Consider the following 25,825-nt stretch of genomic DNA (forward strand, 5'->3'; position numbering starts at 1 on the left):
GAAGCTATACGCTTGGCGTCTTTCGGTGGCGAGTTTCAAAACATGTCTGGCTGTTGCGCGGGCCATGCGCCCTGCGCAGCGGTTATAAAATACCGTCATCGCTTCCCAACCCAGCCGGCAACCCGCTCCCGGTTCAGCGCGAACCATTGCAGCGCCAGCAGGACGAAGCCGTTTTCGATCGCAGGATCGGGGTGCGTGAGGCTGGCGAGCGCGTCCTCGACCGGCACCAGCAGCGGGCGCGTGTGCTCGGTCTCACCGGCCTCACCAGCCTCGGCGGGTGCCTGTGACGAATCGACGAGGGCGAGAAAGACATGCGCGTACTCGTCAGAGACGCCGGGGCTCGGCAAAAAATTGAACATTGGCAAGAGTTTACGCGGGGCTACGCCGATTTCCTCGCGGCATTCGCGCGCCGCCGCCTCGATCGGCACCTCGCCCGGCTCCAGCAGCCCCGCCGCCAGCTCGACGATCTCCCCTCGCCCGGTGGCGAGGTGGGCGGCGATGCGGAACTGGCGGATGAGGACGAAGAGTGCAGCGTCGGGGTCATAGGCGAGCGTCGCAACCACAGGGCCGACACGTATAATGTCGCGCTGCTGGCGCAGGGGCGCGCCGCCGCGACCAGAAGTTGTAACGTGATGACGCTCATAGGGGCGGAAACCATCGCCGATGCGGATCGGCGGCTCGCTCACGACCTCGATGGCGCGGTCCTCAAGCGGGCCGGCCTTGGCGCGTTCGATCAACATGCAACCTCCGGTTACGCCAACCCCTCGGCCGTCTCCATATTGAAGGCGGCGGCGAACAAGGCGCGGGTATAGGCGCTCTTCGGCGCGGCGAACAACTCGGCCGCCGGGCCCTGCTCGACCACCACACCGCCCTTCATCACCAGAAGACGGGAGGCGAGGGCGGCGACGACGCGCAGATCATGGCTGATGAACATGTAGGTGAGATTCCGCTTCTGCTGCAGGTCGCGCAGCAGGTCGACGATCTGCGCCTGCACGATCATGTCCAGCGCGCTGGTCGGCTCGTCCAGCACGACGAAGGACGGCTCCAGCACGATGGCGCGGGCGATGGCGACGCGCTGGCGCTGGCCGCCGGAGAACTCATGCGGGTAGCGGTGACGGGTCTCCGGCTCCAGCCCGACATCGCGCAGGGCGGCGACGACGCGGGCGTCGCGCTCCTCGGCGCTGAGGCGCGGCTGATGCACGCGCAGCCCCTCGCCGATGATGTCGGTGATCGACATGCGCGGGCTGAGCGAGCCGAAGGGATCCTGGAAGACCACCTGCATCGCATTGCGGTGGGCCCGCATCTCCTTGATTCCAAGCGCATTTATGTTCTGGCCCATGAACACGATCGGCCCCTGCGAGGAAATCAGCCGCAGCAGCGCGAGGCCGAGCGTGGTCTTGCCCGAACCGCTTTCGCCGACCACGCCCAACGTCTCGCCCCGGCGGATGGCGAGCGAGACGCCGTCCACCGCCTTGATGTGACCGACCGCGCGCCGCATGATTCCGGCCTTGATCGGGAACCACACTTTGAGATTGTCCGCTTCCAGCACCACCGGTGCCTCGGGGTGGGGCGGGGACGGGTTGCCGCGCGGCTGGGCGGCCAGAAGTGCCTTTGTGTAGGGGTGGGCGGGCGCCTCGAATATGGCGGCGACATCGCCGGCCTCGACGATACGCCCATGATTCATCACGCAAATCCGGTCCGCGACCTTGCGCACGATGCCGAGGTCGTGGGTGATGAACAGCATGGCCATGCCGAGCCGGCGCTGGAGATCCTTCAACAGCGCGAGGATCTGCGCCTGCACGGTCACGTCGAGCGCGGTGGTCGGCTCGTCGGCGATCAGCAATTGCGGCTCATTGGCGAGCGCCATGGCGATCATCACGCGCTGGCGCTGACCGCCGGAGAGCTGGTGCGGGTAGGCGCCGAGCCGCGTCTGCGGATCGGCAATGCCGACCTCGGTGAGCAGCTCGATCACCCGTGCGCGCGCCGCCGGTCCTCGCATCCCCTTGTGCAGGAAAAGGATTTCGCCAATCTGCTGCTCCACCGTGTGCAGCGGGTTGAGCGAGGTCATCGGCTCCTGGAACACCATGGTGATGTCGTTGCCGCGCACGCGGCGGATCTCGTGCTCCTCCATGGCGAGCAGGTCGGCGCCGTTGAAGATCACCCGGCCGGAGGGGTGCGAGGCGGCCGGGTATTGCAGCAGCTTGAGGATGGAGAGCGCGGTGACGGATTTGCCGGAGCCGGATTCACCAACCAGCGCGAGTGTTTCGCCCCGGTTCAGCGTGAACGACACATGATCGACCGCCAGCGTCGTCCGCCCGCCCTGCGCGAAGGCGACGGAGAGGTCGTCGACCGTGAGAAGTGCTTGATCCTGCAAGGGCTTGCTCACTGGAAGGTCTTCCGCGGGTCGAAGGCGTCGCGGACCGCTTCGCCGATGAAGATCAGCAGGCTGAGCATCAGGGCGACGGTGAAGAAGCCGGTGAGGCCGAGCCAGGGGGCCTGCACATTGGACTTGCCCTGCGCCAGCAATTCACCCAGCGAGGGCGAGCCGGGGGGCAGACCGAAGCCGAGAAAGTCCAATGCCGTCAAGGTCATGACCGAGGACGAGACGATGAAGGGCAGCATGGTGAGCGTCGCCACCATGGCGTTGGGCAGCAAATGCCGCCACATGATGGTGCCGCTGGAGACGCCGAGCGCGCGGGCGGCCTGCACATACTCAAAGTTGCGGGCGCGCAGGAATTCGGCGCGCACAAGCCCGACCAGCGACACCCAGGAAAACAGCAGCATGATACCGAGCAGCACCCAGAAGCCGGGCGCCAGGATGGAGGACACGATCAGCAGCAGATAGAGCGCCGGGATCGACGTCCAGATCTCGATAAACCGTTGAAAAATAAGGTCTGTCCAGCCGCCGAAATAGCCCTGCACGGCGCCCGCGGCGACGCCGATGGCGGAGGATATGATGGTCAGGATCAGGCCGAAAAGCACGGAGAGTCGAAAGCCATAGATCAGGCGGGCGAGCACGTCGCGGCCCTGGTCGTCGGTGCCGAGCCAGTTCCACTCCAGCGCGCCGCAGCCATTGCCGCCGAGCTTTTCCGCCACCGGCTGGCACTGCGCGTCGGTCAGCATCCAGGTCGGCGGGGAGGGGGCGGGGGTCGGCAGATCGAGGTTATGGGTCTGGTAGCTATAGCGAATTGGCGGCCAGAGCATCCAGCCGTGCTTCTCCGTGATCAGCTTCTGGAGAAACGGGTCGCGGTAATCCGCCTCGGTCTCGAAATCCCCGCCGAACGTGGTCTCGGGATAGGCCTTGAAGGCGGGAAAATAGTAGCCGCCATCATAGCTTACGAGAAACGGCTTGTTGTTGGCGATGATCTCCGCGCCGAGACTCAGCACGAACAGCACCATGAAGATCCAGAAGCTCCACCACCCGCGCCGGTTGCGCTTGAAATTCTCCCAGCGCCGCTGGTTTATCGGCGAAAGCCGCGCCGGGCGCGTGGATTGTGAGTGCAGTGAGGTGGACGATGAGGCCGATGTGTCCAGCCCCGTGGCGGGTGAGGCCGATGTGTCCGAGGGCGGCAGTGTGTTGGCGGCGTCCATGGCTCAGACGTCCCGCGTGTCGAAGTCGATGCGCGGATCGACCCAGGTGTAGGTGAGGTCGGAGATGAGGTTCACCAGGAGGCCCACCAACGAGAAGATGTAGAGATTGGCGAACACCACGGGGTAATCGCGGTTCAGCACGCTCTCGAAGCCGAGCAGGCCCAGCCCGTCGAGCGAGAAGATGGTCTCGATCAGCAGCGATCCCGTGAAGAAGGCGGAGATGAAGGCGCCGGGGAAGCCGGCAATGATGATGAGCATCGCGTTGCGGAACACATGGCGGTAGAGTACCGCCCGCTCCGACAGCCCCTTCATGCGGGCGGTGACCACATACTGCTTCCGGATCTCGTCGAGGAAGGAGTTCTTGGTGAGCAGCGTCATGGTGGCGAAGGCGCCGAGCACCATGGAGATGATGGGGAGAGCCAGGTGCCAGAAATAATCGACGATCTTGGCACTGAGGGAGAGCTGTTCCCAATTGTCGGAGGTCAAACCGCGCAAGGGGAACCAGGAGAAGAAGGAGCCGCCGGCGAACAGGATGATCAGCAGGATGGCGAACAGGAAGCTCGGTATGGCGTAGCCGACCACGATCACCGCCGAGGTCCACACATCGAAGCGCGAGCCGTCGCGCACGGCTTTCGCGATGCCGAGCGGGATGGAGATGGCGTAGGTGATCAGCATCATCCACAGGCCGAGCGAGACGGAGACGGCCATCTTCTCGCCGATCAGGTCGATGACCGAGATGTCGCGGAAATAGGAGCGGCCGAAGTCGAAGCGCAGATAGTTCCACATCATCAGGCCGAAGCGCTCATAGGCCGGCTTGTCGAAGCCGAACTGCTTCTCCAGCTCCTTGATGAAGGCGGGGTCCAGCCCCTGCGCGCCCCTATATTTCGAGGAGACGGGATCGCCGGCCGGCGCGCCCTGCGACATGCCGCCGAAATCGCCGCCGCCGCCGGAAATCCGCGCCGTGGCCGAGGAGCCCTGGCCGGTGATCTCGGCGATGACGCGCTCCACCGGCCCGCCGGGGGCGAACTGCACGACCGCGAAGGAGATCAGCATGATGCCGATGATGGTCGGCACCATCAGCGCGAGGCGTCTCACAATATAGGCGAGCATTCGGCGCGATGTCCTCCGCGGGGCTCCGGCAGCGCATCAAGGTGGCGGTCGTGCGCTACCGCGTCAACTTAACGTCCGTTCATGCGCCTTCGTTGCGCGGGGTGAGGTGGTCCGACGATGGACCCTTGATGCGGGACTGGCCACCCGCGCGCCGTCATGGCCGGGCTTGGCCCGGCCATCCACGCCTTTGACGTGCGGAAGGCAAGTCGTGGATCCCCGGGCCAAGCCCGGGGATGACGGTGTTCTGGGGCGGGGATGGAGACGGTAAGCGCCCTGCCACGCCATCGCCCTCACCCCGCCGTCCGCGCGCGGGAGGACCAGATGTCGGGGATGGCGCGGGCATAGGTCGGGCGGGGGCTCGCCGGCCAGCCGAACTCGTCCCAGAAGGCGATGCGGAACTCGGCCGAGTACCAGTGCGGCACCCAGTAGCGGCCCGCGCGCAGGCGCCGGTCGAGCACGCGGCAGGCGGTGCGTAGCGCCTCGCGGGTGGGGGCGGCGATGACCTGCTCGATCAGGAGGTCGATGACGGGATCGGAGATGCCGGACAGGTTGCTTGAGCCGGGCGTGGCGGCAGCGCGCGAGCCGAAATAGTTGCGCAGCGACTCGCCGGGCACGGTGGACATGGAATAGCGCCGCACCGTGCTGTCGAAGTCGAACTCGTTCAGCCGGCGCTGATATTGCGGCCCGTCCACCAGCCGGAAATGGGCCTCGATGCCCAGGAGCTTGAGGTTCTTGATGAAGGGCGCGGTGTGGCGCTCGAGCCCGTTCTCATCGTCGAGGAACTCGATGGTGAGCCCTTCGCCCGCGGGATTCACCAGCCGCCCGCTTTTGATCTCCCAGCCGGCCTCGCGCAGCAGCTGGGCGCCCTTGCGCAGCAGCGCGCGGTCCTGGCCCGAACCGTCGGAGACCGGCGGGCTCCAGGGCGGGGCCTTGAGCACGGCGATGTCGGCCGGGGTGAGCTTATCGCCCAGGCTCTCGATCAGCGCGATCTCCTCCGGCCCGGCGGGGCCTTCCGCCTCGAGGTCGGAATTCTCGAAGAAGGAGCTGGTGCGCCGATAGGCGTCGAACATCAGGTTCTTGTTGGTCCATTCGAAATCGAAGGCGTAGGACAGCGCCTCGCGCACGCGCGGATCGGAAAACTTCGGGCGGCGGGTGTTGAGGAACCAGCCCTGCGCCCCCGAGGGCGTGGCGTCCGGCAGGATCGCGCGCTTCACCTTGCCCTCGGTGAAGGCGGGGAAGGTGTAGCCGGTGGCCCAGGAGCGGGCGGTGAATTCCTGGCGGAACAGATAGGCCTTGGCCTTGAACGCCTCGAAGCCGACCTCGCGGTCGCGGAAATACTCGAAGCGGATGGTGTCGAAATTGTCGGTGCCGACATTCACCGGCAGGTCGGCGCCCCAATAATCCGTCACTCGCTCGAAGGCGATGGTGCGGCCCGGCTCGACCCGGCCGACCTTGTAGGGGCCGGAGCCCAGCGGGGGCTCGAGCGTGCTCTCCTCGAAGCTCTTCACGCTGTAATAGGCCTTGGAGAAGATCGGCAGCGTGGCGACGAAGAGCGGCACGTCGCGGGCGCGGGCGGGGGTGAAGCGCACCGCCACCAGATCGGGCGCCTCGGCCTGCGCCCCCTCCATCTCCCGCAGCACCTGCGTGATGACGGGATGGCCCTTGGCCTTCAGGAGGTTCAGCGAGAAGGCGACATCCTCGGCGGTGAGCGGCGTGCCGTCATGAAAGCGCGCTTGCGGCCGCAGGCGGAAGCGGTAGAGCGTGCCATCGGCGGAGATGGCGACGCTTTTCGCCACCAGCCCATAGACCGCGTCCGGCTCGTCATTGGCCCTAGCCATCAGCGAATCGAAGGTCAGCTCCATGCCCTGCGCGCCATCGCCCCGGAGGATATAGGCGTTGAGCGAGTTGAAGGTCTGGAAGGACTGGTTGTAGGCCGCGCTGGGGCCGATCTGCGAGAAGGTGCCGCCCTTGGCGACCTTCGGGTCGACATAGTCGAAATGGGCGAAATCGGCGGGGTATTTCAGGTCGCCAAAGGCGGAGAGACCGTGGCGCTCCGCGTCGGGCGCGGCGCCAGTGGCCGGCGCCGCCACTGGGGCCTCGGGGGACGTCTGCGCGACGCCGCGCCGGGGCAGGGCAAAGGCCGCGCCGGCGCCGGCGGCGAGCGTCAGGACAGTGCGGCGGGAGAGGGTGCCCGGCGCCTCACCTCTCCTCGTGGGGGAGAGGTCGGCGGCGTGCGGGTCGACATCCGCGCTCTGGCGCATTGCATCTATCAGGACAGAGCGGCGGGAGAGGGTGTGTCCGTCATCCCGGACGGCCGGAACGGCCGAGCCGGGATCGCGTGCCGGCGTGGCCGGATGCGGGTGACGATCCCGGCTCGAAGGCTTCGCCTCCGGCCGGGATGACGGTGAACCGAACTCCATCTCCCGCCCGCTCACCGGGCGCCCCCGGTCTTGGCGGCTTTCTCCGCGTCCCACCACCAGATGTCGGGGAAGGCGAAGGAATAGTCCGGCAGCTTGTCGGGGTGGCCGAAGCGGTTCCAGCGGGCGGTGCGGATGTTCGGGTAGTTCCAGCTCGGCACCACATAGTCATGCGCCAGCAGCACGCGGTCGAGGGCGCGGGTGGCGGCGACGAGTTCGGCGCGGTCGCGGGCGTAGATCACCTTCTCGATCAGCGCGTCGATGCCCGCGTCCTTGATGCCGGCATAGTTGCTGGAGCCTTCCTGATCGGCGGCGGCCGAGCCCCAGAAATCGCGCTGCTCATTGCCCGGCGAGAGCGACTGGCCCCAGCCGGTGATGATCATGTCGAAGTCGCGGGCGCGCAGGCGGTTGATATATTGCGAGGTGTCGACCTGCCGGACATTCACCGTCATGCCGAGCCGCTCCAGCGAGGGCTTGTAATAGAGCGCGACGCGCTCGAAGGCCGGGTTGGCGATGAGGATCTCCAGCGTGAAGGGCTCGCCCTTGGCGTTGACCAGCTTGCCGCCCTTCACCTCATAGCCGGCCTGGCGCAGGAGGTTTGCCGCCTCGCGCAGATTGCCGCGGCGCAGGCCCTCGCTCCAGCCTTCCGGGTTGGTGTAGGGCGTGGTGAAGACGCTGGCCGGGATCTTGTCCTTCACGCTCTCCAGTATCGCCAGTTCCTGGCCCTGCGGCAGGCCGGAGGAGGCCAGTTCGGTGTTCTGGAAATAGGAGGAGGTGCGCTTGTACTGGCCGAAGAACAGCGTGCGGTTCATGCCGTCGAAATCGAGGGCGAGGTTCAGCGCCCGGCGCACCCGCTGGTCCTGAAACTTCTCGCGGCGGAGGTTCGGAATGAAGGCCTGCATCGAGCCGGAGGCGCGGTTGGGGAATTCCTCCAGCACCACGCGGCCCTCCTTCACCGCCGGGAAGTCATAGGCGGTTGCCCAGTCCTTGGCCGAGGTCTCGACGCGGAAATCATACTGGTCGCCCTTGAAGGCCTCCAGCTCCACCGTGCCGTCGCGGAAATACTCGTAGCGCTGCTCGGCGAAATTATTGGTGCCGATATTCACCGGCAGATCCTTGCCCCAATAGTCCGGCACCCGCTCGAAGGAGATGGAGCGGCCGGGGGTCACCTGCTTGACCTTGTAGGGGCCGGAGCCGAGCGGGATTTCCAGCGTGCCCTGGCTGATGTCGCGCGGCTTGCCGGAGGCGTCATTCGCCGTCCACCAGTGCTTGGGCAGAATGCGGAGCTGGCCGACGATCTGCGGCAGCTCGCGATTGCCGGTCTGGTCGAAGGTGAAGGTCACCTCGCGCTCGCCGGTGACGGCGGCGCCCTTCACATGGCTGTAGTAATAGCCCATGCGCGGGTTGTTCTTGGTCATCTGCTCGAAGGACCAGACAACGTCCTCGGCGGTCACCGGCTGGCCGTCATGCCATTTGGCCTCCGGGCGCAGGCGGTAGGTGACGGAGGAGAAGTCCGCCGGGTAGCTCACCGCCTCGGCGAGCAGGCCATATTCGGTCGCCACCTCGTCGGAGGCGGGGGCCATCAGCGTGTCGTAGATGAGCTGGAGGCCGGAGGCGGGCGTGCCGCGGGCGATGAGGTCGTTCAGCGAATCGAAGGTGCCGTCGACCGAGAGGCGCAGCAGCCCGCCCTTGGGCGCGTCCGGGTTCACATAGTCGAAATGGGCGAAGCCCGGCTTGTATTTCGGCTCGCCGAGCAAGGAGAGGCCGTGGCGCCATTCCTTCGCCGGCGCCGCCGCGGGGGTCGCTGCTGGGGTCGCGGCCGGGCTAGCCTCCTGCGCGCCGGCCGGGCCGGTCACAGCGAGGCCGAGAAGCGCGGCGCCTCCGCACAGGGCCGCCAGCATGTGCCGGCGCGAGGCCATCAGCCGGACGGGGGCGGGGGAACAGGCGGAACGGCTCGTCATGCACACATCCTTCTCAGGCCACGCTTCTTGGACGCCGCGTCTCACATCACGCGTCGTGCGGCACGGCACCGGACGCGCGCAGCCGCGCAGCATCCCCGGCGCGCCGCGCCGTGTCGCGGGGATTATGGACCGTTACGTCATGAAAAGAATAAGGCCGGGGCGCAAAGCGCCGCCGGCCTGACGGAATCGTGAAAGTTTTGAAGCAACGGGCGGCGTCGGCCGCCCGGCTTTATTGGCTGGCCAATCAGGGCGCCGGCAGCGGCTGCGGGCTGTGCGACAGGCTGTTGAGATAGACCAGCAGGTCGGCGCGCTCGGTTTCCTTGGCGATGCCGGCGAAGCCCATGGCGGTGCCGGGAATGTCTGCCTTCGGGTTCTTGATGAAGGCGTTCAGCTCGTCGAAGGTCCAGTTGCCACCATGCGCCTTCAGCGCGGCGGAATAGGCAAAGCCTTCCGCGCTGGCGATCGGGCGACCGACAATGCCGTAGAGATCCGGGCCGACCTTGGCGCCGGCGCCTTCGACGAAATTGTGGCAAGCGGCGCACTTCTTGGCGACGGCGGCGCCCTTCTCGACGCTCGCGGCGCCAAGCAGCTGGGCGATCGGCACGTCAGCCGGGGCGGCGGCCTGCGCCTCGCCCGAGGCGGCTTCCTGGACAGCAATCTCGTAGCCGGGCTTCTCCGGCGCGTGGCTGGAGAACAATATGTCGGAGAACACGTTCAGCCCCAGCGTGAAGGTCAGCACGCCGAGCACGGCTCCCGCAATCTTGTTCAGCTCGAAGCTGTCCATTTGAAACATTCGCTCCCTAAACACGGTGCGGCCCCTTCCCGAAGGTCCACCGCACCCCGCACGCAGTTTAGCAGCCGTCTGAAACAGCCGCCAATGCCGCGGCGGAACTAATCATTTTGACGGTTGCCGTGCAACCCGTATAAGCGCGCCGCGGTTGCTACGTTTCGCCACGAGGGGCGGGGCCGACCGGCCGCGGTTCCGTAGCGAAGGCCCGCCCAATGTCCGCTCAGGACGTCCTTATTCTCATTCCAGCCCGCATGGCCTCGACAAGGCTGCCCGGCAAGCCGCTCGCCGATGTCGGCGGCCGCCCGATGATCGTCGAAGTGGCGCGGCGTTCCGCCGCGGCAGGTATCGGCCGCGTTGTGGTCGCCACCGACGATGCGGCGGTGTTCGCGGCGGTGGATGCCGCCGGATTCGCGGTGGTGATGACCCGCGCCGACCACGCCTCGGGCTCGGACCGAATCTTCGAGGCGCTCACCGCCATCGACCCCGAGGGCCGGGTCGGCCGCATCGTCAATGTGCAGGGCGACCTGCCGACCATCGACCCGGCGCTGATCCGCGCGGCGGTGGACCTGCTTGACGACGACGCCGTCGATATCGGCACGCTGACCGCCGAGATTACCGACCCGCATGAGCGCACCAACCCGAATGTGGTGAAGGTGGTCGGCAGCGCGCTGACCCCTGACCGGCTGCGCGCGCTCTATTTCACCCGCGCCACCGCCCCTCATGGCGAGGGCCCGCTGTTCCATCATATCGGCCTCTACGCCTATCGCCGCGCCGCGCTGGAGCGCTTCGTCGCCCTGCCGCCCTCGCCGCTGGAAAGCCGCGAGAAGCTGGAGCAGCTGCGCGCGCTGGAGGCCGGCATGCGCATCGATGTCGCCATCGTCGACACGGTGCCGCTCGGCGTCGATACGCCGGAGGATCTCGTCAAGGCGCGCGAGCTCATCGCGCGCGAGGACGCCAATCAGGGACGTGCATCATGAGCCTGCGCCGCACCGTCGTGTTCCAGGGGGAGCCCGGCGCCAATTCGCACATCGCCTGCCGCGAGGTTTTCCCGGACCATGAGGCGGTGCCCTGCGCCACCTTCGAGGACGCCTTCGCCGCGCTGCAGAATGGCGAGGCCGATCTCGGCATGATCCCGATCGAGAATTCGGTCGCCGGGCGCGTGGCTGACATCCACCATCTGATGCCGACCTCGGGCCTCACCATCATCGGCGAGTTTTTCCTGCCGCTGTCGCACCAGCTCATGGCGATTCCCGGCGCATCGCTGGCGACGGTGAAGACGGTGGAGAGCCATGTGATGGCGCTCGGCCAGTGCCGCAACATCATCCGCAAGCTCGGCCTCAAGGCGATCGTCGGCGCCGACACGGCGGGTTCCGCGCGCCTCGTCGCCGAGGCGGGCGACCCGACCCAGGCCGCCATCGCCTCGCGCCTCGCGGCGGAGATCTACGGGCTCGACATCATCGCCGAGAATATCGAGGACGAGGCGCACAACACCACGCGCTTCATCATCCTCGCCAAGGACGGCGAATGGGCCCCGGCGGGTAACGGGCCGACCGTGACCACCTTCGTGTTCCGCGTGCGTAACGTGCCGGCGGCGCTCTACAAGGCGATGGGCGGCTTCGCCACCAATGGCGTGAACATGACCAAGCTGGAATCCTACCAGATGGACGGCAAGTTCTTCGCCACGCAGTTCTATGCCGACGTGGTCGGCCACCCCGACGACGCCTCGGTGAAGCTCGCTCTGGAAGAACTCGCCTTCTTCTCCAAGGAACTGCGTATCCTCGGCGTCTACCCCGCCCACCCCTACCGCATCGCCCTGAGCGCGGCGGAGTAGGGGGCGCCTTCCGCCGCCGTCATCCCGGACGGCCGTCAGGCCGATCCGGGATCGCGTGCCGACGTGGCGGCGGTCGCCCCAGGAGAATGGCAGCCTATCCCGGCGCAGCGCTCCGGCCGGGATGACGACGTTTTGGATCACGGGCCGGGCAGGGGAGCGCGGCGGATGTCCGCCCGCGCCCACGCCGCCCCCTCACTCCGCCGCGGCTTCGCCGGTGATGCTGGCTTCGGCGTCTTCGATCGCCTTCAGCGCGTCGGGGTGCGGCATGGAGATGATGTTGTAGCCGGAATCGACGAAGTGGACCTCGCCGGTCACGCCGCTCGACAGGTCGGAGAGCAAATAGAGCGCGGCGCCGCCGACCTCGTCGATGGTGACGGTGCGGCGCAGCGGGGCGTGGCGCTTCTGGTAGTTGAACATCAGCCGCGCATCGGCGATGCCGGCGCCCGCGAGGGTGCGGATCGGGCCGGCGGAGATGGCGTTCACGCGGATCGCCTGTGGCCCATAATCGGCCGCGAGGTAGCGCACGCTGGCTTCCAGCGCGGCCTTGGCGACGCCCATCACATTGTAGTTCGGCATCACCCGCGTCGAGCCGCCATAGGTCAGCGTGATCAGCGAGCCGCCATTCGGCATGATCGCCGCCGCGCGCTTGGCGAGCTCGGTGAAGGAGAAGCAGGAGATCACCATGGTGCGGGTGAAATTGGCCCGCGTGGTGTCGGCGTAGCGGCCCTTCAGCTCGTTCTTGTCGGAGAAGCCGATGGCGTGGACGAGGAAGTCGATGCCGCCCCACTTCTCCTGCAGCGCGGCGAAGGTGGCGTCGACCGAGGCGAGATCCTCGACATCGCAGGCCAGCACCGTGTCCGAGCCGAGGCTCTGGGCCAGCGGCTTGACGCGGCGCCCGAGCGCCTCGCCCTGATAGGTGAAGGCGAGTTCCGCCCCCTGCGCCGCCAGCGAGCGGGCGATGCCCCACGCGATGGAGTGGTCGTTCGCGACACCCATGATCAGGCCGCGTTTGCCCTGCATCAGGCTCATTCTGGTTCGTCCTTCCACCGCCGCGAGGGTCTGGTCACGCATCCGGGTGCTGGAGAACCAGCACGGCATTGGTGCCGCCGAAGCCGAAGCCGTTCGACAGCACCCGGCCGAGCCGCGCATGGTCGACGCGCTCGCGCACGATCGGCATGTCGGCGAAGTCGGGGTCGATTTCGTCGATATGGGCGCTCGCCGAGATGAAGCCGTTCTGCATCATCAGGATCGAGTAGATCGCCTCATGCACGCCGGTCGCGCCCTGCGAGTGGCCGGTGAGCGACTTGGTGGCCGAGATGGGCGGGCACTTGTCGCCGAACACGGCGCGGATCGCCTCGATCTCCTTGAGATCGCCGATCGGCGTCGAGGTGGCGTGCGGGTTGATGTAGTCGATGCCGCCCTTCACGTTCTGCAGCGCGAGGCGCATGGCGCGGGCCGCGCCCTCGCCGGAGGGGGCGACCATGTCGGCGCCGTCCGAGGAGGCGCCATAGCCGACGATCTCGGCATAGATGCGCGCGCCGCGGGCCTTGGCGTGCTCCAGCTCTTCCAGAACCAGAACGCCGGCGCCGCCGGAGATGACGAAGCCGTCGCGGTTCTTGTCATAGGGGCGGGAGGCGACCGAGGGGCGGTCGTTGTAGTCGGACGACATGGCGCCCATGGCGTCGAACAGGCAGGAGAGGGTCCAGTCGAGATCCTCGCAGCCGCCGGCGAACATGATGTCCTGCTTGCCGTACTGGATCTGCTCGGCGGCGTTGCCGATGCAGATATTGGTGGTCGCGCAGGCCGCCGAGATCGAATAGCTCGCGCCCTTGATCTTGAACCAGGTGGACAGCGTCGCCGAGGCGGTGGAGCCCATCGCCTTCGGCACCGCGAACGGGCCGACGCGCTTCGGGTTGGAATTCTTGCGGGTGATGTCGGCCGCTTCGACGATGGTGCGGGTGGAGGAGCCGCCCGAACCCATGACGAGGCCGGTGCGCTCGTGGGAGACCTCGGTCTCCTCAAGCCCGGCATCGCGGATCGCCTGTTCCATGGCGACATGGTTCCAGGCGGTGCCGCCGCCATGGAAGCGCATGGCGCGGCGGTCGACGATCTCGCTGGCGTCGAGCTGCGGGGCGCCCTGCACCTGCGAGCGGAAGCCCAGCTCGGCATATTTCTCGGCGCGGGTGATCCCGCTCTTGCCCTCGCGCAGCGAGGCCAGCACTTCCTGGGTGGAATTGCCGATTGACGAGACGATGCCCATTCCGGTGACGACGACGCGGCGCATAGGCTTCCTTTCCTTCAGAACAGGCACGGTGAGGACGCGCAGGGCGGCGCCGAGACGGCGCCACGGCAGGCGAGATGGCGCCGCGCGGGGCCCCGTTCAAGGGGCGCCCGGCGCGGGGCGCATCAGGTCTGGAACAGGCCGACCTTGAGATCGCCGGCGCGGTAGATCACCTCGCCATCGGCCTCCAGCCAGCCATCGGCGATGCCGAGCACGAGCTTGGAGCGCATGACGCGCTTGAAGTCGATGCCGTACACCACCTTCTTGACGCTGGGCAGAACCTGCCCGGAGAACTTGATCTCGCCCGCGCCCAGCGCCCGGCCGCGACCCGGCGCGCCGAGCCAGCCGAGGTGGAAGCCGACGAGCTGCCAGAGTGCATCAAGGCCGAGGCAGCCCGGCATCACCGGATCGCCGATGAAGTGGCAGCCGAAGAACCACAGGTCCGGGTTGATATCGAGCTCGGCGCGCACATGCCCCTTGCCGTTCGGACCGCCATCCTCGGAAATCTCGGTGATGCGGTTGAACATCAGCATGGGCGGCGCCGGGAGCTGGGCATTGCCCGGCCCGAAAAGCTCGCCACGCCCGCATGCGAGAAGTTCCTCATAGGTGAAACTCGTCTGCCGCCCGGTCATCGTCCCCGTCATACCTGTTGTTTCTTCTACCCTTGAACGGCCGGGGTCACCCACCCTGCCGCCGACACCAATGGCAGCCCGCGCGCTGCGCCCGGGCCGAATTCCCGGGGCTTCCTAACACAGGGGGGAGCGCGCTCAAAGCCGGCTGATCCGTGCCGGCGGGCGGAAAATGTCACGCTCATGACACAGGGCCGGGACACGGGCGCGCGGCCCCTTGCCCGCGTTGTGCCCGGGTTTCAGATTGGAACAATTACGATCATGTCGGGCGAACTTGCCCCGGCGCGAGCGGTGCAGATATAATACCAGTGACAAAAGCCGGGTCCGACGTCTGTTTTCAGCGCGCCTCGTGCTTAAATGGAAATGCGGTCCTGTCGGTTCCCTCTTCCGGGAGAACGGGCAGGGCTTGACTACGATGGTTGGATGACGAGATGAGCGAATTCCTTCGCCCCCACCCGATCGCGGTTTCCCGCATGGTGCTCGATGACGAGGAGCCCGTGCTCCCGGTCGCGAAACTGCGTGACGGCGCCGGCACCGGCCGTACCGGCTGCCCGTTCCATGACGTGCGCCACATGCTGCGCGATGTCGGCCTGCGCCCGACTCGCCAGCGCCTCGCGCTCGGCTGGCTGCTCTTCGCCAAGGGCGACCGTCACATCTCGGCGGAAATCCTGCACGAGGAGGCGATCAAGGCGCGCTTCCCGGTGTCGCTGGCCACCGTCTACAACACGCTGCACCAGTTCACCGAAGTGGGCCTGCTGCGCGAGCTGGCGATTGACGGCTCCAAGACCTATTTCGACACCAACCCGTCCGACCACCACCACTTCTTCATGGAAGGCGAGAATCACCTTCTCGACATTCCCAGTGCGGCGGTCGAGGTCGAGCGCATTCCCGAGCCGCCGGAAGGCTATGAGGTCGCCCGCGTCGACGTGGTGGTCCGCCTGCGCCCCAAGCGCCGGGGCTGAGCGCGAGGCGCTCGCTGACCGATAGATTTCCTGAAAGGCCGGTCTCGTGACCGGCCTTTTTCGTTGCGTGGCAGACCTTCCTTGCGTGGCGGACCTTTCTTGTAGGTCACGCCGTCAGTGCCGTTCGGCGCGAGTGGGGCGCAGGCCCGCCGCCAGTTCCGCCAAGGCGCGCCCGCAAGCCGGCTCGCCCGCGCGGGCGATCAGCACGATAGGGGCGGGCGGCAAAGGCGGGAGCTTCAGCCGCGTGCCGAGATCGACGCTGCCGGGTGGCGCCAGATGGGCGGCCATCGGCGCAACGGCGATGCCGGCGGCCACGGCCGCCGCGACCGAGGAGACGCTGCCGCCGACAAAGGCCTCGCGCCAGCCGAGGCCGGCGGCGTCGAGCGTGCGGGTCGCCACCGCCCGCACGCCGCAGGGCGCGGCGAGCAGGGCGAGCGGCAGGCTGTTGCCGGTCGGCTCGAAATCCGGCGCGGCGAACCAGCCATAGGGATCGCGGCGCAGCGTCTCGCCGTCGCGCCGGTCGCCCTCGCGCCGGACGATGACCGCGTCGAACTCGCCGGCGTCATAGGCGTCGAGCAGGCTGCGGGAAAAGCCAAGCCGCACCTCCAGGCGCAGCTCCGGCACGGCGATCGCCACCCGTCGCAGCAGCGGCGCGAGGGAATCACCCACCGCATGGTCGCTGAAGCCGAGGCGCAGCAGCGGCAGGTTCGGCCGATCCCACAGCCACAAATCGCGCTCCAGGGCGAGAAGATGCACCGCGCGGCCGAGAAAGGCCGCGCCATCGGGCGTCAGGCGCACAAGACGGGGCGTGCGCTCCAGCAGGGTGCGCCCGAGCCGCTGCTCGAGCTTGCGCACCTTCAGGCTGACGCCGGCCTGCGTGGTGCCGAGCGCCTCGGCCGCGCGGGTGAAGCTGGACAAGTCGGCCACACGGACAAAGGCGAGAACCCAGTCCAGATCGAGGGGATGATCATTCATTGCAGATCGTTATCATAGATAGGTTCAATGACAACGTTATCATATTGAACGTGGGGCGGTACGCCTTTCCCGGTCCGCAACCGGAGAACTCTTCATGCCAATGATCCAGATCAGTTTTGCCGCCGCCGCCCGGCCCGGCCTCGAATCGCAGATCGCCGCCCTGGCGGCGGAGCTTGCCGCGGGCCATCTCGGCAAGGATCCCGCGCTCACCGCCGTGAGCGTCATTGCCGTTCCGCCGGCGCACTGGTTCGCGGGCGGGCAGAGCCTCGCCGCGCAGGGCGTCGCCGGCTTCTGGCTCGACATAAGGGTGACCGAGGGCACCAACACCAAGGACGAGAAGGCGGCCTTCATCGCCGCGACCTTCGCCGCCATGGCCGCGCTGATCGGCCCGCTGCACCCGGAAAGCTATGTGCATGTGGTGGAGGCGCGGGCGGACGCCTATGGCTATGCCGGCCTCACCCAGGAGCGGCGCTACATTGCCGCGCGGCCGGCGTCGTGAACGTTCAGTCGATCTTCTCGCCGGGATAGACGCCCCAGAGGCGTTCCTGCTCGACATAGCCGTCGAAGCCACTGTCGAAGAAGCGGCACCATTTGCCGTTGCAGTGATCGACCTTGCCGAGCACGCCCGGCTCCAGCCGCGCCTTGATCGCCGAATCGGTCGAGGGCTGCTCGCGCAGCGCGGTCGGCTCGCCCTTGGACCACGGGCTGACCAGCGCGGTGCGCCGGGCCGAGAGCATGGAATGGTAGACCCAGCCTTCCGCGCCATCGGCATCGCGGATGCGCCGCCAGGTCTCGAACTCGGCGGTGATCTCCACCGGCAGGCCGGCGCGGGTGAACACCCAGGCCACCGCATGGTCGCGCGTCGGGCCGGAGCGCACATTCACCTTGTCGGCCTTGAGGCTCACGAATCGCGGCACGGGAAGCCCGCTCACCCGCCCGACCGGCCCGCTCTGCGCGGCCTCCGGTGGCGTGGTGGTCTGAGGCGCCTGAGCCTGCGCGGGCGGGGTGGCGAGGAGATGGGCGAGAGCGAGCGCGCCGCCAAGGCCGAGCACCAGCGCCGCGCCGGCGCGCCGCCGCGTGCTCCCGCCGGTGCCCCCGCTGGCCCGCATGCGTTGCCGATCCAGAGGCTTCGCCCCAGTCCGAAGCCAGTCCATCACCATCGTTCCGTTACCCATTCGTCTGCACGTCGTGCCGCTATCGCCGCTCCGCCGCACCGCCTGCACCGCAATTGCGGACATTTTTGTGTTTCACGGACCCGTCTGCTAAGGATCGCACCGTCCCGTCGGCGGCATTTTGGGGCTCTCAGCGTTAACGGGAGCTTGATTGTCGCGGGGTGTTCCTACGGGGAGTCGAGATGGGCCGCAAAAAGCCGCTGGTCGTCGTCACGCGCAAGCTGCCGGACAAGATCGAAACCCGGATGCGCGAGCTGTTCGACGCGCGGCTGAATGTCGAGGATGCGCCGATGACGCAGGCGCAGCTCGCCGAGGCGGTCGCCACCGCCGACGTGCTGGTGCCCGCCATCTGCGACCGGATCGACACGAAAGTGATCGAGGCGGCCGGGCCCAACCTCAAGCTGATCGCCAATTTCGGCAATGGCGTCGACCATATCGACGTCACCGCCGCCACCGAGCGCGGCATCACCATCACCAACACGCCGGGCGTGCTGACCGAAGACACGGCCGACATGACCATGGCGCTCATCCTCGCCGTGCCGCGCCGGCTCACCGAGGGCGCCGCGCTGATCACCAGCGACGACGGCGCCTGGCCCGGCTGGTCGCCGACCTGGATGCTCGGCCATCGCATCTGGGGCAAGCGGCTCGGCATCATCGGCATGGGCCGCATCGGCCAGGCGGTCGCCCGCCGCGCCCGCGCCTTCGGCCTGCAGATCCACTACCACAACCGTCGCCCGCTCCCCACGCAGATCGAGGAGGAGCTGGAGGCGACCTATTGGGACAGCCTCGACCAGATGCTGGCGCGCATGGACATCTTGTCCGTGAACTGCCCGCACACGCCCGGCACCTTCCATTTGCTCTCGGCCCGCCGGCTGAAGCTGATCCGCCCGGACGCCTACATCGTCAACACCGCGCGCGGCGAGGTGATCGACGAGAGCGCGCTGATCCGCATGATCGAGCAGGGCGAGATCGCCGGCGCCGGCCTCGACGTGTTCGAGCGCGAGCCGGCGGTGAGCCCGCGCCTCTTGCGCCTCGCGCGCGCCGGCAAGGTGGTGCTGCTGCCGCATATGGGCTCGGCGACGGTGGAAGCGCGCGTCGACACCGGCGAGAAGGTGATCGTCAATATCCGCGCCTTCATGGACGGCCACCGCCCGCCGGACCGCGTGCTGCCGGCGATGCTGTGAGGGGCTGACGCCGGTTACGCCCGACCCGTCATCCCGGACGGCCGACGGCCGATCCAGGATCGTCTCCCGCAGCAGGCATTTCTTCACGCTGCGCGGCAGGCTCCGGCGTAACGCCGCCTAAGAACCTCGTGGCCGATCCCGGCTCTCGCTGCGCTCGGCCGGGATGACGCCGGATTGCGGCATCTCCCACGCTCGTCATCCCGGACGGCCGACGGCCGATCCGGGATCGCGTGAAGGTTAGTCGCGCATGGCTCGGGAGGCCGATCCCGGCTCTCGCTGCGCTCGGCCGGGATGACGTCGCGGGGCGGGCCATGCCACACTGTCGTCCTTCAGCGCCGATGCGCCGACAAATCGCGAATCGTCGGGGCCTCGCCGGTCAGCGGGTTGTCGGGATCCCAGCCATAGCTCAGCGTCTCGAAGCGCATGGTGAGCGTGTCGATCATGAGCAGCCGCCCGACCAGCCCCTCGCCGAAGCCGGTGACGGCGCGGATCGCCTCCAGCGCCACCAGCGAGCCGGCGATGCCGGCGACCGCGCCGAGAATGCCGGCCTCGGCGCAGCTCGGTACGGTGCCGGCCGGCGGCGGCTCGGGGAACAGGCAGCGATAGGTCGGGTTGGGCGTGCCGTCGGGCGCCTTTTCATGCGGGCGCAGCGTCGTCACCGTCGCGTCGAAGCGCCCGAGCGCGGCGGTGACCAGCGGCTTGCCGGCGAGCGCGCAGGCGTCCGACACGAGATAGCGCGTCGAGAAATTGTCCGAGCCGTCGATCACCACGTCGACGCCGCCGATCAGATGCAGCGCATTGTCGGCGGTGAGGCGCGCCGTCACGCCCTCCACCGTCACATGCGGGTTGAGCGCGGCAATGGTTTCCGCCGCGCTGTCGGTCTTGGCCCGGCCGATGGCGGCGGTGGTGTGGATCACCTGCCGCTGCAGGTTCGACAGCGAGACCTCGTCATCATCGACCAGCACCAGCCGCCCGACGCCGGCTGCCGCCAGATAGAGCAACGCCGGCGCCCCGAGCCCGCCCGCGCCGACCACGAGGATCGACGCCTTTTTCAGCTTCTGCTGGCCCGGCCCGCCAATCTCCGCCAGCACCAGATGGCGCGCATAGCGCTCCACCTCCTCCGGCGCGAAGAATGAGGGGCGGGCAGGGGCCGTGGTGGCAGGGGCCGTGGGGGCGGAAGCCGTGGGCGTGTCGGTGCTCATGGCGCCTATATAGCAAGCCCGCCGCCCCGCGCCACGGTGGGGAAGGGCGGTGCGCGCGCGGCCTGTTCCATGGTTGAGGGCCGTTGCGGGTGTGCGGCGGCCGGTGATCCACGTCTTGGACATGATCTTGGCTGCGGGCGAGGAGTTCCGTTGCCATGCCGCCGGGCGACCCGCGCTCACCGACGCGCCACCCGTCCGTGCTGCCGCGCCCTGTGCCGGCAGAAATTCCGGGACGGCACCCATCCCCCCGCGCGGAGCGGTTGCCCGGCCCGCGCGCATCGACTATGAAAGCGCGTGATCCGCGGGCCCGCCCGCCGGGCACCCGTAGCTCAGCTGGATAGAGCGCTGCCCTCCGAAGGCAGAGGTCGCACGTTCGAATCGTGCCGGGTGCGCCACTTAACTACCTGAAAAACCTAACGAATTTCCGAGCTTTGTGTCTCGCTCGGCGGCTCTGCTTGGTCTGAACAGCCACTGAATAGCCACCGGAACGAATTTCGGGCTTCGCACGCTCATGCATTCGGGGCGCTGCCGGCGAGTGCCGGGAGTGGCCGCGCGATGTCTTGCAGGGTGGCCGGCGCCGAGGAGGCCGGTGATCGTCTTCGACGCCTTGGTGCGGACGACGAGGGCATCCTGCATCACTTCCTGCCGGTCCAGGTCGACATGCTTCAGCCGGAGCGAGGCCAACGCGTCGTCGCGGACACCGGAGAGGAGCGCGAACGCGATCAGGGCGCGGTTGCGTTATTCAATGTCCGTGGTGTCCGGCATCGCCGCCACGACATGGCGCACCTGTTCGACCGTCGGTCCCTCTATGTCGCGTGTCGCCTTCGCGACGGCCGTGTCCTTGAGCGACAGGCTGAAATAGTCCGCATCCGAATATCTGATGCGGGTGCGGTAGCCCGGCTAATCGGCGAGCCAGAGGAGGAAGCCGCGCAGGGCGGAGAGGGTGTGCAGTTGCGTCGCCTTGCTCAAGGGCTTGCCGCTGCGCTCACTCAATCGGCTGGCGAGGTGATCCTTGAAGCCTATCGCCTGTTCGATGTGGAACAGCGCGAAATCGCGGCGCCGCGTGTAGGTCTCGAAACGGTCGATAGCCGCCGCGACCGTGTCGACCGATGCGGTGGACTGCCTCTTCGCCGCCTTCAGATAGTGGAAACATGTGGCGCGAAGCCGGGTTGGCCTGGGGCTATGCCGTGGCTGCTGCGCGTGCTCGCCTGTTGCCGGCTGCTAAACCTGCCGGCTTGGCGAATGGTGGCGCCGAGGCTTATCCCGCCGCTGCCCTGAGGGTCAGCCGTCCGCGCCCTTTGCCGCCAGGATCTCCGCATTGACGGCGTTGATGAAGTAACGGCCGATCCACTTGCGCGGCACATGACGCATGAACAGGTTGCGCAGCTCGAAGGCGACCGGCGAGTGTGGCACGAACATGCCGGCCATCTTGCGGCTGCGATCCTGCAGCCGGATGATGGAGGGGCGCAGGCGCGCCTCATGCTCCACCAGCGCCTCCGGTATTGCTGAGCGGCCGAGCGCGTCCGCGAGGATGGCGGCCGAGGTCAGCGCCATGCCGGCGCCCTGCCCGGAGATGAGGGTAAGGCAATGGGCCGCATCGCCCAGCAGCAGGACGCGCCCCGTCGACCAGCGGGGCAGGTCCACCAAGGCAAGGTCGTCCACCAGTGGAACGGCGCCTTCCTCGCGCGCAGCGATGAGCTGGGCGTGCACCGTCGGATGGCTGCGGGCGCAAACCTGACTCAACAGCTCCCAGCGATCCGCCGCTGGCACCGGTCCGGTCTCGTGGGAGTGCCAGACATGCAGTGCGGCGACCCTCCCCTCCGCGAGCGTGTAGTACTCCGCGATATGGCCGGGTTCCGCATAGGAGACGAAGTCGGCGCCGAGGCCGAGGCGGTCCTTCAGCTCATAGACCGCGAAGCGGTAGCCGAGCGGCTTCAGGCAGTCGCTGTCGGGGGCGAACAGCCGGTTGCGCAGGGCCGAGCGCATGCCGTCGGCCAGCAGGACGAGATCGGCCTTGCAGGTAGCTCCGTCCGAGAACCGCACAGAAGCACCGTCCGGGCTGTCCTCCACGTCGGCGATCATGGTTCCGAGGCGTATGTCTACTCCCTCGGGCAGGTCGGCGCGCAGCGCGGCGATGAGGTCCGTGCGGCGCATGACCAGATAGTCGAGCCCCTCGATGAAGTCATGGAAGCGTAGCCGCAGCACCTCGCGCCCGCGCCGGTCGCGATAGACATTCTCCTCCACCGTATAGGCCAGTGGCTCCAGCTTTGACACGAGACCCATGCGGGCAGCGGCGGCATGACCCGGCCCGGACAGGCTCATCATGTAGCCACCAGTCCGCAGGTCCGACGCCCGCTCCACCACGGTCACGCGCCAACCGGCGCGGGCGAGCCACCAGGCGGCAGCGAGGCCGGCGGCGCCGGCCCCTGAAATGACGACGGAAGGCATGCCGATCACGCTTTCGTTTCAGGAAGAAGGGAGTGCGGGCCTCCCCGCAGCAGGCGGATGGCGAGCACGCCGAGTGCGGCGATTGCGGCCGCCGCGAGGAAGGACGGACCGTAGCCGATCCGCCCCGCAACAAGCGCGGCGCCATAGCCGGCAAGCCCTGCGATGGCGGCGTCGGCGCATTGGAACAGGGTGAAGTCCACGCCTGCCTGTCGGAGGGAGGAAAGACCCATCAGCAGCGCATAGAGGCAGACGAAGCCCATGGCCATGGCGAAGGTCATCGCCACCACCAGGCCCGCGAGCACCAGCGGGCCCGCGCCCGTCATCAGGGCGCCGGCAAGGGCGAGAATGGCCGTGACCTGGGCGGTCGCAGCCATGAGCACCGCCCGCTCCGCGCCCATGCGGCGCACGGCGAGCCCCCCGATGAGTGTCCCGAGCAGGCCGGCCCCCACCGCGCCCGCCCCGTTCACCAGGCCGATAAGCGACAGGTCGAGGCCGCGATCCACCAGCACCGGGCCGGCCAGCGGCTGGACCAGGCGGACGCCGGCCTCGAACAGGACCGTGACCAGCAGGCCACGCCGGACCTCGGGCCGTGCGAAGGCGTAGGCCAGGGATGGTCGATGGGGGATGTTCGCCAAAGCGGGGCGCTCGGGCTCCGCACCGAAGACGAGCGGCAGGGCCAGCAGGAGCACGGTCGCGGCCATGAGGCCCGCCGCCACGTTCCATCCCAGCTGCGGCACCAGGGCGAGGAAGACGCCACCGCCGAGAACCATGCCGAGATAGCCGCCCCCCACCTGGGCGGTATTTCCCCAGCCGCGGTCCGCGACGGCCAGTTGTTCCACCGCGAAGGCATCCACCGCAATATCGACGGTGGCGGCGGCTAGGGCGGTTAGCGCGAGAATGCCGAACATGACGCGCCCGACGTCCGCCCCGGCAAGGGCGAGAGCCGCGAGACCCAGTGCGCACAGCATCTGCCCTGTGGCCACCATCTGCCGGGTGCGACGCCGCCCGTCCGGGCGGATGCGCCAGCGTTCCGCCAGCGGCGCCCAGAGGAATTTCAGCGCCCAGGGCAGCATGAGCAGGGACACGAGCCCCACCTGCTCCAGGGGAACGCCCTCCGCCCGCAGGACCGCAGGGATGCCCATGAAGGTCAGGCCGCCGACCAGGCTCTGGGCCACATAGATCCCGCCGATGGAGGGCAGGATGCGCCATAGCGGCAAGGCCTGCCGGTCGCTGGGAGTTGCACCGGGGAAATCTGCATTGTCAGGCATCAATAGGAGACCCGCAGCGTCATGCCCACCAGTCGGCCGTCGGACACGTTGGAGAACACGTTCGCCCCTGATGCATAGCTGTAGGTGACATAGGTCTCGTCGAAGATGTTCTCCGCGAACAGCTTCAGACTGACTCCCGAGGTCCAGGCGAATTCAAGCGAGGCGTCCACCGTGGTGTAGGCGGGCTGGGAGAGGGTGTTCGCTTCGTCGAAATAGGTCTTGCTGACAAAATGCACCGCGCCGTCCAGGGCGATGGTGCCGTCGATCAGTTTCTGGTCGAGAAGATAACGGGCGGACAGGTTGGCTGTGGCATTGGGAGCATAGGGCACCGTGTTACCGTCGTAATTCTGTCCGGTGGTGGGATCGGTGAAGTCGGTGAAGACCGAGCGGCCATAGGTGGCGGTGGCGCCGAAACTCAGCCGGTCGGTGGCACGCCAGCGGGCTTCAACCTCGACGCCGTAGCTCTCCGCTGCTCCGGCGTTGCGGATCACCTGGAAGCCCACCGGCCCCACATAGATCTGCTTGTTGGTGGAGTTGATGTAATACAGAGCCGTGGACAGTTCGACGGCTCGGTCCGGTGTCGCGGTGCGCAGCCCGAGTTCGTAGTTCCAGGCCGTTTCCGGATCGTAGGCCTCCTCATCCTGCGGGTAGGTCACGGCATGGTTGAAGCCGCCTGGCTTGTAGCCGCGCGAGACCAGCCCATAGACACGGGTGGTGTCGTTGATCTGGTAGCCGAGCGCCAGCTTCGGTTGAACGCTGGAGAAGTCGGCCGAATTGCTGAAGCTGCCGGCATAATAGCCGTAGTAATTGCTGCCATAGCGAGTGAAGTCGACGCTGCTCTCGTCATAGGATAGCCGCAGGCCGCCGGTGACGTCGAAAGCGCTCGTCACCTGCCATGTGGCCTCGCCGAACATGGCGTAGCTGTTGGTGGTGACAGCATTGCTGGAGGGGCCGTAATAGGAGCCGTACCCGTCGGCGTCGCGGGTAAAGTCGTCATGCTGGTAGAAAAGGCCGGCGACGCCGGTCAGTGGACCGCCCCCATCATAGGCGAGGCGCAGTTCCTGCGAGAAGGCGGCGTCACTCTCGGGGAAGGACATGAGGGTGCCCGGCCCGACGGCGATGTCGCGTGTGATGTCCACGTCCTGATAGGACGAGATGCTGGTGAGCTTGAAGTCCTCCAACATCCAGTTTGCGGTAGCGGAGACGGTGTTGACGGCGCGCTCAAGCAGAGGGATCGGCCCCTGTATGGCGGAGAAATAGGTGCGATTCTGCACCTCGCTGTTCATCAAATACAGTTCTTCGTGACTCTTGGTGTATTCGCGCGAGAAGGCGAGCGTGCCGTCGAAAATTCCACCGATCGGCTGGTAGCGCAGCGCCACGCGGCCGATCAAGTCGGTTGCGCTGTCGACATTGTCTGTAGCTGTAGAGGCGTCCGTCACCGAGCCGAAGGCGTGCTCGGCCTTCGCCGCGACGTCGATGAACAGGCCGTCGGCAGAGGCTGGTAGGGTGCCGGCGATCTCGCCCCAGGACTCCGGGGTGCCTGCGGTGAGGCTCGCGGTCACCCGCCCCTTGTCGGACTTGTTGGTAATGATGTTGATGACGCCGCCATAGGCATTGCGGCCATAGAGCGTGCCCTGCGGGCCGCGCAAGAATTCCACCCGCTCCACGTCGAGCAGGGGTTGTGTGAAGGCGGATGGGAGTTGTGGGATACCGTCCACATAGATTTGGACGGTGGGATTGTAAAAGTCCGGCGAGGACATGCCGCGCGCGGTGACATTTGCGTAGGCCCGGTTGCCGCGGGTGCGGATGACGAGGCCGGGGAAGACCTGCTCAAGATCCGCCACGGTGGTCACGCCGGCCTCGCGCAACTGCTCTGCCGTGCGGACGGAAACGGCGCCGTCCACTTTTTCAAGTTCCTGCGTGCGCTTGTTCGCGCTTACCGTTATTTCTTCCAGATTTATCTGCTCATTTGAAATGTTTGTGCCGTCCTGAGCCAGACTTATT

At 67.4% G+C, this 25,825-nt stretch carries 22 protein-coding genes and 1 tRNA gene; 7 read left to right on the forward strand and 16 right to left on the reverse strand.

Annotation, left to right across the window (positions count from 1 at the left end; all coding sequences use genetic code 11):
• Positions 1–95 precede the first annotated feature (95 nt).
• From OU996_RS09645 to OU996_RS09675, 7 genes are all read right to left on the reverse strand, one after another.
• A complete protein-coding gene (locus OU996_RS09645; RefSeq protein WP_267585379.1) occupies positions 96–740 on the reverse strand; it encodes an NUDIX domain-containing protein in 645 nt (214 codons plus the stop codon).
• A gap of 11 nt (positions 741–751) precedes the next feature.
• Entirely contained in the window at positions 752–2,386 is a 1,635-nt protein-coding gene (locus tag OU996_RS09650) for an ABC transporter ATP-binding protein (protein WP_267585380.1), read from the reverse strand.
• Complete coding sequence (locus OU996_RS09655) at positions 2,383–3,591, reverse strand: ABC transporter permease (RefSeq protein ID WP_267585381.1); 1,209 nt, start codon at positions 3,589–3,591, stop codon at positions 2,383–2,385. The genes OU996_RS09650 and OU996_RS09655 overlap by 4 nt, the downstream gene beginning before the upstream one ends.
• A 3-nt stretch (positions 3,592–3,594) precedes the next feature.
• Positions 3,595–4,701 (reverse strand): microcin C ABC transporter permease YejB, encoded by a 1,107-nt coding sequence (locus OU996_RS09660; RefSeq protein WP_267585382.1) that lies wholly within the window; start codon positions 4,699–4,701, stop codon positions 3,595–3,597.
• Positions 4,702–4,991: 290 nt separating this feature from the next.
• The gene (locus OU996_RS09665; RefSeq protein ID WP_267585383.1) at positions 4,992–6,962 is read right to left on the reverse strand and encodes an extracellular solute-binding protein; all 1,971 of its coding nucleotides are present in this window, start codon (positions 6,960–6,962) and stop codon (positions 4,992–4,994) included.
• A gap of 170 nt (positions 6,963–7,132) precedes the next feature.
• The gene (locus OU996_RS09670; protein WP_267585664.1) at positions 7,133–9,019 is read right to left on the reverse strand and encodes an extracellular solute-binding protein; all 1,887 of its coding nucleotides are present in this window, start codon (positions 9,017–9,019) and stop codon (positions 7,133–7,135) included.
• A gap of 304 nt (positions 9,020–9,323) precedes the next feature.
• Positions 9,324–9,863, reverse strand: coding sequence for a c-type cytochrome (locus tag OU996_RS09675; protein WP_267585384.1), 540 nt, complete (start codon positions 9,861–9,863; stop codon positions 9,324–9,326).
• 218 nt (positions 9,864–10,081) lie between these two features.
• Between OU996_RS09675 and OU996_RS09680 the strand changes: the two genes are divergently transcribed.
• Positions 10,082–10,846, forward strand: coding sequence for a 3-deoxy-manno-octulosonate cytidylyltransferase (locus tag OU996_RS09680; protein WP_267585385.1), 765 nt, complete (start codon positions 10,082–10,084; stop codon positions 10,844–10,846).
• Complete coding sequence (locus OU996_RS09685; RefSeq protein WP_267585386.1) at positions 10,843–11,700, forward strand: prephenate dehydratase; 858 nt, start codon at positions 10,843–10,845, stop codon at positions 11,698–11,700. Before OU996_RS09680 ends, OU996_RS09685 begins: the two co-directional genes overlap by 4 nt.
• A 192-nt stretch (positions 11,701–11,892) precedes the next feature.
• Here the strand turns inward: OU996_RS09685 and fabI are convergent, their stop codons facing one another.
• The 3 genes from fabI to fabA all read right to left on the reverse strand — a co-directional run bounded on the left by fabI (position 11,893) and on the right by fabA (position 14,613).
• The gene (gene fabI, locus OU996_RS09690) at positions 11,893–12,729 is read right to left on the reverse strand and encodes an enoyl-ACP reductase FabI (RefSeq protein ID WP_267585387.1); all 837 of its coding nucleotides are present in this window, start codon (positions 12,727–12,729) and stop codon (positions 11,893–11,895) included.
• Between the two features lie 34 nt (positions 12,730–12,763).
• Entirely contained in the window at positions 12,764–13,984 is a 1,221-nt protein-coding gene (gene fabB, locus OU996_RS09695) for a beta-ketoacyl-ACP synthase I (RefSeq protein ID WP_267585388.1), read from the reverse strand.
• Positions 13,985–14,106: 122 nt separating this feature from the next.
• Positions 14,107–14,613 (reverse strand): 3-hydroxyacyl-[acyl-carrier-protein] dehydratase FabA, encoded by a 507-nt coding sequence (fabA, locus tag OU996_RS09700; RefSeq protein WP_267585666.1) that lies wholly within the window; start codon positions 14,611–14,613, stop codon positions 14,107–14,109.
• A gap of 428 nt (positions 14,614–15,041) precedes the next feature.
• Here fabA and irrA point away from each other — a divergent pair, with 428 nt between their 5' ends.
• Positions 15,042–15,572 carry an iron response transcriptional regulator IrrA gene (gene irrA / locus OU996_RS09705; RefSeq protein WP_324290749.1) on the forward strand — a complete coding sequence of 177 codons (531 nt, stop codon included), beginning with the start codon at positions 15,042–15,044 and terminating at the stop codon, positions 15,570–15,572.
• A gap of 114 nt (positions 15,573–15,686) precedes the next feature.
• On the opposite strand, the gene OU996_RS09710 is transcribed toward irrA, so the two are convergent.
• The gene (locus tag OU996_RS09710; RefSeq protein WP_267585389.1) at positions 15,687–16,547 is read right to left on the reverse strand and encodes a LysR family transcriptional regulator; all 861 of its coding nucleotides are present in this window, start codon (positions 16,545–16,547) and stop codon (positions 15,687–15,689) included.
• A gap of 94 nt (positions 16,548–16,641) precedes the next feature.
• Between OU996_RS09710 and OU996_RS09715 the strand changes: the two genes are divergently transcribed.
• Positions 16,642–17,046: a tautomerase family protein gene (locus OU996_RS09715; protein ID WP_267585390.1), complete on the forward strand. Its 405-nt coding sequence runs from the start codon at positions 16,642–16,644 to the stop codon at positions 17,044–17,046.
• Between the two features lie 4 nt (positions 17,047–17,050).
• Here the strand turns inward: OU996_RS09715 and OU996_RS09720 are convergent, their stop codons facing one another.
• Positions 17,051–17,656, reverse strand: coding sequence for an SH3 domain-containing protein (locus OU996_RS09720; protein WP_267585391.1), 606 nt, complete (start codon positions 17,654–17,656; stop codon positions 17,051–17,053).
• Between the two features lie 245 nt (positions 17,657–17,901).
• Between OU996_RS09720 and OU996_RS09725 the strand changes: the two genes are divergently transcribed.
• Positions 17,902–18,903 (forward strand): 2-hydroxyacid dehydrogenase, encoded by a 1,002-nt coding sequence (locus OU996_RS09725; protein WP_267585392.1) that lies wholly within the window; start codon positions 17,902–17,904, stop codon positions 18,901–18,903.
• Between the two features lie 329 nt (positions 18,904–19,232).
• On the opposite strand, the gene OU996_RS09730 is transcribed toward OU996_RS09725, so the two are convergent.
• On the reverse strand, positions 19,233–20,105 hold the full coding sequence (locus tag OU996_RS09730) for a HesA/MoeB/ThiF family protein (protein ID WP_267585393.1): 873 nt from the start codon (positions 20,103–20,105) through the stop codon (positions 19,233–19,235).
• 318 nt (positions 20,106–20,423) lie between these two features.
• Between OU996_RS09730 and OU996_RS09735 the strand changes: the two genes are divergently transcribed.
• Positions 20,424–20,500: transfer RNA gene (locus tag OU996_RS09735), tRNA-Arg, on the forward strand.
• A gap of 172 nt (positions 20,501–20,672) precedes the next feature.
• Complete coding sequence (locus OU996_RS09740) at positions 20,673–21,383, forward strand: hypothetical protein (protein WP_267585394.1); 711 nt, start codon at positions 20,673–20,675, stop codon at positions 21,381–21,383.
• 3 nt (positions 21,384–21,386) lie between these two features.
• Here OU996_RS09740 and OU996_RS09745 read toward each other — a convergent pair whose 3' ends face one another.
• From OU996_RS09745 to OU996_RS09755, 3 genes are read right to left on the reverse strand one after another with little or no spacing between them, the layout of a single operon-like run.
• Complete coding sequence (locus tag OU996_RS09745; RefSeq protein WP_267585395.1) at positions 21,387–22,553, reverse strand: FAD-dependent oxidoreductase; 1,167 nt, start codon at positions 22,551–22,553, stop codon at positions 21,387–21,389.
• A gap of 5 nt (positions 22,554–22,558) precedes the next feature.
• On the reverse strand, positions 22,559–23,821 hold the full coding sequence (locus OU996_RS09750) for an MFS transporter (RefSeq protein ID WP_267585396.1): 1,263 nt from the start codon (positions 23,819–23,821) through the stop codon (positions 22,559–22,561).
• Positions 23,821–25,725, reverse strand: a complete 1,905-nt coding sequence (locus OU996_RS09755; RefSeq protein ID WP_267585397.1) for a TonB-dependent receptor — start codon at positions 25,723–25,725, stop codon at positions 23,821–23,823. The genes OU996_RS09750 and OU996_RS09755 overlap by 1 nt, the downstream gene beginning before the upstream one ends.
• Positions 25,726–25,825 lie beyond the last annotated feature (100 nt).

This window comes from Ancylobacter sp. SL191, from assembly GCF_026625645.1.
GTDB lineage: Bacteria > Pseudomonadota > Alphaproteobacteria > Rhizobiales > Xanthobacteraceae > Ancylobacter.